This is a genomic window from Croceicoccus gelatinilyticus (genome assembly GCF_018398395.1).
In the GTDB taxonomy this organism is placed as follows: domain Bacteria; phylum Pseudomonadota; class Alphaproteobacteria; order Sphingomonadales; family Sphingomonadaceae; genus Croceicoccus; species Croceicoccus gelatinilyticus.
On record NZ_JAHCBF010000006.1, the window covers coordinates 296,658 to 302,657 of the forward strand.

The 6,000-nt window shown below is 56.1% G+C and carries 4 protein-coding genes and 5 pseudogenes; 4 read left to right on the top strand and 5 right to left on the bottom strand.

What is annotated here, in order from left to right; all coding sequences use genetic code 11:
• Positions 1-177: 177 nt before the first annotated feature.
• Positions 178-775, bottom strand: a pseudogene (locus KIH45_RS14560) (tyrosine-type recombinase/integrase); the annotation flags it as partial.
• On the opposite strand from KIH45_RS14560, the pseudogene KIH45_RS14565 reads away from it, so the two are divergent.
• The 3 genes and pseudogenes from KIH45_RS14565 to KIH45_RS14575 form a co-directional block, all read left to right on the top strand.
• Positions 769-1,011, top strand: a pseudogene (locus tag KIH45_RS14565) (TCP-1/cpn60 chaperonin family protein); the annotation flags it as partial. The pseudogenes KIH45_RS14560 and KIH45_RS14565 sit on opposite strands and share 7 nt — an antisense overlap.
• A gap of 156 nt (positions 1,012-1,167) precedes the next feature.
• Complete coding sequence (locus KIH45_RS14570; protein ID WP_213176751.1) at positions 1,168-1,359, top strand: DUF465 domain-containing protein; 192 nt, start codon at positions 1,168-1,170, stop codon at positions 1,357-1,359.
• 249 nt (positions 1,360-1,608) lie between these two features.
• The gene (locus KIH45_RS14575) at positions 1,609-2,085 is read left to right on the top strand and encodes an Hsp20 family protein (protein ID WP_213176752.1); all 477 of its coding nucleotides are present in this window, start codon (positions 1,609-1,611) and stop codon (positions 2,083-2,085) included.
• Positions 2,086-2,251: 166 nt separating this feature from the next.
• Here KIH45_RS14575 and KIH45_RS14580 read toward each other — a convergent pair whose 3' ends face one another.
• Complete coding sequence (locus KIH45_RS14580; RefSeq protein WP_225899935.1) at positions 2,252-3,373, bottom strand: S1C family serine protease; 1,122 nt, start codon at positions 3,371-3,373, stop codon at positions 2,252-2,254.
• 1,047 nt (positions 3,374-4,420) lie between these two features.
• Positions 4,421-4,570 (bottom strand): annotated as a pseudogene (locus KIH45_RS14585) (integrase); the annotation flags it as partial.
• 256 nt (positions 4,571-4,826) lie between these two features.
• Between KIH45_RS14585 and KIH45_RS14590 the strand changes: the two are divergent.
• Positions 4,827-5,147, top strand: coding sequence for a hypothetical protein (locus tag KIH45_RS14590; protein WP_213176753.1), 321 nt, complete (start codon positions 4,827-4,829; stop codon positions 5,145-5,147).
• A gap of 335 nt (positions 5,148-5,482) precedes the next feature.
• On the opposite strand, the pseudogene KIH45_RS19545 reads toward KIH45_RS14590, so the two are convergent.
• Together KIH45_RS19545 and KIH45_RS14600 are read right to left on the bottom strand one after the other, a co-directional pair.
• A pseudogene (locus KIH45_RS19545) lies at positions 5,483-5,632 on the bottom strand (IS630 family transposase); the annotation flags it as partial.
• Positions 5,633-5,815: 183 nt separating this feature from the next.
• A pseudogene (locus KIH45_RS14600) lies at positions 5,816-6,000 on the bottom strand (hypothetical protein); the annotation flags it as partial.

Sequence of the window (6,000 nt, forward strand, 5' to 3'; positions counted from 1 at the left end):
CCTATAATCGAATGCTAATCGTAAGCCGGGGTGGCATGAGATCGGGACACATGTCCTGATGCCATGCCACCAGATTTGTCTGCTGGCAGTGGCAGTGCCGTTCAATTTCGTTGTGGCGTAGTCCCGTTAGCAAGTGAGAGGCGGTCGGCCAGTACAGCCGGCCGACTGCAAATGGGATCAGATTTCAGTTCTCTCCTCCAGCAACAATGCGACTTCGACATCGACGCCGAGGTAGCGCACCGTGTTCTCGATTTTGGTATGGCCAAGCAGAATTTGGATGGCGCTTATGTTGCCGGTTGCGCGGTAGATCATAGCTGCCTTTGTGCGCCGAAGCGAGTGCGTGCCCTTATTCTGCTTTGCGCAGCCCGATCGCCGTTACCCATTCATCGACAAGGCGTGCATACTGCCGCGTGCTCATAAGGCCGACTGGGTCGATACGGCTGGGGAACAGATAGTCGACCGTCGAGCCGCCTCTGCATTCTAGCCACGCTAGCTGTGTGACTCGCACATCTGCAGTCAGTTCGAACTGCACCGGCCGGTTGGTCTTATGCGGAATGACGGTAGCCCGATTGCGAATCTCAGCTCCTGCAACCACGTCGCCTATCTTGATTTTCACAAGATCACATCCTCGCAGCTTGCTGTCGATCGCAAGATCGAAAAGAGCCTAGTCTCTCAATCGTCCTTCTCGATCGAGATGAAAGTGGATTGCCCAGATTTGCTTCTGCGTGAGTGGACGTTTCGTTCCGACATTCTTGCCAGCATTCCAAGCCGGACGGCGCCTATATCGTGGGCAAGCTGCTCGAAGGCGACGACTACAACCACGGCTTCAACGCCGCGACCGGCGAATATGAAGACCTGGTGAAGTCGGGTGTCATCGATCCGGCGAAGGTGGTGCGCACTGCGCTGCAGGACGCGGCTTCGGTTGCCTCGCTGCTGATCACCACCGAGGCGCTGGTGGCCGAACTGCCCAAGGAAGACACGCCCGCACCGATGCCGGCGATGGACTTCTAACAAGGTTAGGAGAGCGCGGCATCAAGCTGCGCTCTCCACACCTCCACGCACGGCTGGCGGCAGTGCTGCCTGGCGTCTCCACACGCCCTCTTGAGCAAGGCAGTCTCCGAAAATGGCTATGTCAGAAAAATCGGTCCAATGAGAGAGGAAGAGATAATGACCGACAGGTATCTGGAATATCTTTCACGCGAACATGCGCGGCTCGAGAACGAAATCCAGCTGGAAAGCAAACGACCCCGGCCTGACGAAGTTCTGGTTGCCCGCCTGAAGAAGCTCAAACTGGCGCTCAAGGACCAGATGCGGAGCTGGGCTTCCGATCACGCGACCAGCGATCGGCTGACCGCGTAAACGGACTAGAACCAAACATATTCTCTTCTGGAAGAAGGCAGGCGCACCTCTATCGGTGCGCCTCGCTCTCTCTTGCAAGGTACTGAAAAACGACGGTAAAAAATTTTATCCAGTCTTGAAACCAATTGCGCGTTTCCTAATTTCGTTAATACCGGATGCCATAACGGGTCCGGTTGGACATTAGGGCGTCAGCTCTTTCGTTCGCTGACGCTTCTCGTGCCCAGATTGCTCAACAAGGAGGATTTGGAAATGAGAACTGCATTTGATTTGACCCCCTATCGCCGCTCGACGGTCGGTTTCGATCGGCTCTTCGAGGCGCTCGAGAACAGCTTCCGCGCCGAGACACAGGATAGCTACCCACCCTTCGACATCGTCCGCACCGGCGAGGACAGCTACCGGATCACTCTGGCGGTTGCTGGCTTCCGTCCGGACGAAATTGACATCACTGCACAGCAGAACCAGCTCGTCATCTCTGCTCAGAAGGAGGAGAAGGACGAAGACGATGTCGAATTCGTTCACCGCGGTATCGCTGCCCGCGCGTTCGAGCGCCGGTTCCAGCTGGCCGACTATGTCGAAGTGCGCGATGCGGACTATGAGCACGGCATGCTGACGATCTCGCTCAAGCGGATTGTCCCGGAATCACTCAAGCCGCGCAAGATCGCCATCGGAAGCAACAAGCATGTCAATGACGACACGCGGCAGCTGACTGAAGACAAGGCGGCTTGAGCCTCAATAGCCGGGCAAATCCCGGGCGGGGTGGGTGCAACCGCACCTGCCCCGCTTGATGGGGTTTGCCAAGCGGAAAAGAGGCATTGGACGATCCCCGTCAACGCGATTTGATAGCAGCTGAGAGGGCCGTATCTCACCAATGGGACCGGCCCTTCTTCGCGTATTAGCTTCCCGGCTCGAGTTTGAGCCTGACCGTTCGCTCTTCGCCGCCGCGCAATAGCGTGAGCTCGACACTTTGCCCGACGCGAAAGTCGTCAAGTCGGGCGAGCAGGTCGCCTACTCTGGACACAGGTTTGCCATTTAGAGCGGTAACGATGTCCCCAGGAGCTACGCCGCCCCTAGTGCGCTGCGCTGCAACCAGACCGGAGCGATCCGCTGATGACCCGGGATCGACCCGCAGGACAAAAACACCTTCGATCCCCGAAGCACGTTTGAGCCGGTCGTTGATATCGTCATCGCTTTCAAGGCCAAGGCTGGGCCGCGTATAGCGCCCCTCAGAAATCAGTTGTGGCACAACCCGCATGACCGTGTCGACCGGTACGGCAAAACCGATGCCTGCCGATGCCCCAGAGGGACTGTAGATTGCGGTATTGACCCCGATCAGTCTGCCCGCTGAATCGAGCAGCGGACCGCCCGAATTGCCTGGGTTGATGGCCGCATCGGTCTGGATCAGGTTGCGAATGTCGGGGCCGTTCTCGTTAGGCAGCGAGCGATCCAGTGCCGAGACGATCCCTTTAGTCAGGGTCCAGTCTAGGCCGAACGGGTTTCCAATCGCGAACACATTCTGCCCGACTTGCAGATCATTGCTCGTGCCTATGGGGACCCGAGCGGGCGCTGTGAAACCTGCACCGCCGATCTTCAAAACAGCAAGGTCGTGCTGTGGGCTCGTACCCACCAGTGTGGCGGAAAACTGGCGACCGTCTGCAAGCTGTATTTGCGCTTCTGATGCACCCTCGATGACATGATAATTGGTGAGGATATGACCTGCCTCATCCCATACGAGGCCCGAACCCGACCCGCGCGGGACGCTATAGACATTACGTGTCCAGAAATCGGCAACTCGCTGCCGTGTCGATATGAAGACGACGGATTCTCGGGCATTGCGGAACAGGTCGATATTGGCGCGTTCATCTGCAGCTAGGTCTCCACGCGGAGTGACCATCCGTGGCTCGGCCACCGGAGCCGACTGGTTGAAGAGTAACGACAGTGTTGCAGCTAAGAGGAGCCCATTCATTATGATCAAAACCACTATCCATGGACGCAAATTTGGCGTTGCCTTCGTCAACGATCTTCTCATCACAGATAGATAGCGCTGGTTATGCAAGGATCAACGGAACGCCGCTTCATTCTTCGATCGACAGCGGTATCGACAAATTTCAATCCATGATCGGACATTGGGGAAGCCCATAACCAAGGCTAGGCTGCCAGTCCGCTTTCAGGTTCCTCTAAGAGGGCCCAAACGTCCGCAATTAGGGCGCTAAGCTGACGTTCGCCTTCTTCTGCGACCGTTAGGATTGCTCATTTTCGTAGATCAGACAGTCATTGGATGGAGCCTTGGCAATCGTTGCATTTCAGCTCTGACATTGTTGTCTAATTTCGACTGAAATCAACGCTTTGTAGGTAAACACCGCCTATCGGGATCTCTATCGAGATGGTACGAGCGAGCCTGCTCGACAGCAAACTGGAGTGAAGTGGTGCCGAAGCCAAAGCGGGAAAGAATTAGGACCGAGAAGCAGGTCACCCGTAAGCTTGAGCACGAAAGGCGGGGGTCACTTGAAGGCGAATATAAGCCCTTCCTTCTGATCCATGATTTTACGTCTATCGGCCGGGTCTCCCGGATTAAGTATGGAAAACGTGAGGCGCACTTAATGTCTGACCTCGAAACGGCCGTGTTCCAAGAGCTTCTGGGGGCCGCCCCTCGGTCAGCGTGACATCGCGGGAGTCGTCGGGTTCATATTCGCCCATTTTCATCCCCCTATGATTGTTGGCGTTACTTTACCGACGTTCGGGATAGGGATGTGTTCCATCTTTCTACCGTGGATCATGCTCCGTATGCCTCAGACAAGCGGTTCACACTCCTCTGACGATCTCGACACAATCGGCGAAAGTTCATGCTCATCATCAAGGCTCAGAACTCCCAACGCTTTAAATTGATAAAGCGGATAGTTTGTTGGCACCGCGCCACCTGTCATCGGTAAGACAATCAAAGAGTTCTGGCAGCTAATCAAGGTCTGCTTAACTCTCGCTTTCCACCCATTTTCGGTCATATCGGGTCCGCACTACGCCTCTTCCAAAGCGTTCGACCAGCGAAGTCGTCGGACCGCTTGATAAATTAGATTTCAGTGAGCTCAGCTAGGAGAAAGGTGTCCTCGACATTAACGCCCAGATACCGGACGGTGTTCTCAATCTTTGTATGTTCCAGCAAGATCTGGATCGCTCGAATGTTGCCCTTAGCGCGGAAGATCATGGCGGCTTTCGGGCGCGGTGCCAGCAGATAAGCCAAAACATCCCACGGCGGAGACATTCGTCAGGCTGCTCTCGTCCCGAATGCATAACGGTCTAGCCTAAAATGCGGAACGGAGAAGCGAGAACCAGAGTCATTTTGTTGTCGCAGTAGCGATCATGCCTGCGGCTTTCGGCAGAAAGGCTGGAGAACTATGACTGACTCCCCAACACAAGCACGCCGCCCGCCCACTTGGACAAGGCGCTTTGACCGAGAGTGGGATGGCGACCTTTTCATGGCCAGCTTCAACCAAAACGTTGAAGTCCGGGACGCCGCAGGCCGTCCAATCGGCAAAATGCACGCATTCCTGATCGGCAAGTCTACGGGAACGGTTGAAATCGCTATCGTTGACGGCGAACCAGGGCCAAGACAGTCAGATAGCTGCTTTCCGATACCGTGGGAATTGTTCAAATATGAGCAAGATTTTGACGGTTACGTCTGTCATCGGACAAGCGATTTTATAAGCGATGGCCCTTCGTTTGGTTGTAATGACCGGATGGAGTGGAGCTATGCTGATCTGGTAAGCTTCTTCAGCTATTATCGCGTTGCGTTTTGACCGGATCATGGAAGCTACCCTAGCAACTTGGACTGTGCCGCAGCGATGAAGGCTGCATCGACTTCCTAGACGGCCATGAGGTGGCCGAAGGTGTCTAAGGTGATCGCGATGGGCGCATGGCCCATCGAAGGTTATAGGCCCTTCAAATCAATCGGTTGCTTGATCCATGCGCTGGCAACTACGTTACGCAGGCTGTGGAGGGCCTAGCGAGCCTACAGGAGCGGTTTGCAGTCCTTGTGCTTGCCGACATCATCTGCAACTCATGCGGCCACTCTAAGCAGCCGCTCGCCTTTGGGGCAGAGGCCATGACTGCGGGTCATGTGCGTGGCGGTCTAGGTCTCTTCGATGAAGACGAGGCGTTCGGGTTCGAGATCGATCTGGCTGCCGAACCAGTGCTCACGTTGCCTCAGGACTTTGGGACGGTCCTGCTCGATCGCGTGGCCGGTCTTCTTTGCGCGTGATCCCGTGACGACGAAGAACCGATAAGTCGTCTCGATCCGACGGCGGCGGCGCGCTCGATCAGCCGCGCCTGAATCTCGACCAGGGCTATGTCCCTGCTCGGCGATCAACTCCCGGATGCAGTCGCCATATGCCTCGATCTTGCCGGAATGACGGTTTCCGCCGCGCGGCTTGGCCATCGCCTGACCATGTTCCAGCGCGCGTTGCCGTCAGCGGATCGCACTCGACACGCTGACCCCGAAGCGGGCCGCCGCAGTCAGGCAGTTCAGTCCGCTATCAATCGCTGCGACAACTCGGTCCCGAACTTCCTGTGAAAGCTGTCCGTCGTCAGAACATTTGGCACAACTCGCGGCGTAAATTAGCGGAGTGCGGGCCTCGTCAGGGGATGGATGAT

Bases quoted from the DNA above. Each gene is read 5' to 3' on its own strand.
- KIH45_RS14590 (WP_213176753.1), top strand. From the start codon at position 4,827: ATGGCCAGCTTCAACCAAAACGTTGAAGTCCGGGACGCCGCAGGCCGT.
- KIH45_RS14570 (WP_213176751.1), top strand. From the start codon at position 1,168: ATGACCGACAGGTATCTGGAATATCTTTCACGCGAACATGCGCGGCTC.
- KIH45_RS14575 (WP_213176752.1), top strand. From the start codon at position 1,609: ATGAGAACTGCATTTGATTTGACCCCCTATCGCCGCTCGACGGTCGGT.